The organism is Paracraurococcus ruber (genome assembly GCF_004353985.1).
GTDB classification, from domain to species: Bacteria; Pseudomonadota; Alphaproteobacteria; order Acetobacterales; family Acetobacteraceae; genus Paracraurococcus; species Paracraurococcus ruber.
In genome coordinates, this window is the sequence record NZ_SMOA01000770.1 from 1 (window position 1) to 241 (window position 241).

The 241-nt window shown below is 68.9% G+C and carries 1 protein-coding gene; it reads left to right on the forward strand.

Annotated features, from left to right (window positions below; translation table 11 throughout):
* Positions 1-36: 36 nt before the first annotated feature.
* On the forward strand, positions 37-241 hold a 205-nt coding region (locus E2C05_RS32635; protein WP_192912585.1), incomplete at its 3' end, for a hypothetical protein.

Here is a 241-nt window from a genome sequence, read left to right on the forward strand (position 1 = left end):
GCCCAGAGGATCGGCACTAAGAAGGCCACCGTCGCCGTGGCCCGCAAGCTCGCCGTGATCCTGCATCGCATGCTGCGCGACGGCAGCGATTTCCGCTGGTCGGCCAGGGAGGTGCAGGCTGTGTACCGCACCCGGCTCCTTGGACAACTGGTTGGGCTACGCGGCGCGCCTGAAGGTCTCCTCCTGCCAGGCGGCGCGCCTGTCGGCGGGGCTGCGATGGCCGTTCTTCTCGACCAGCCAT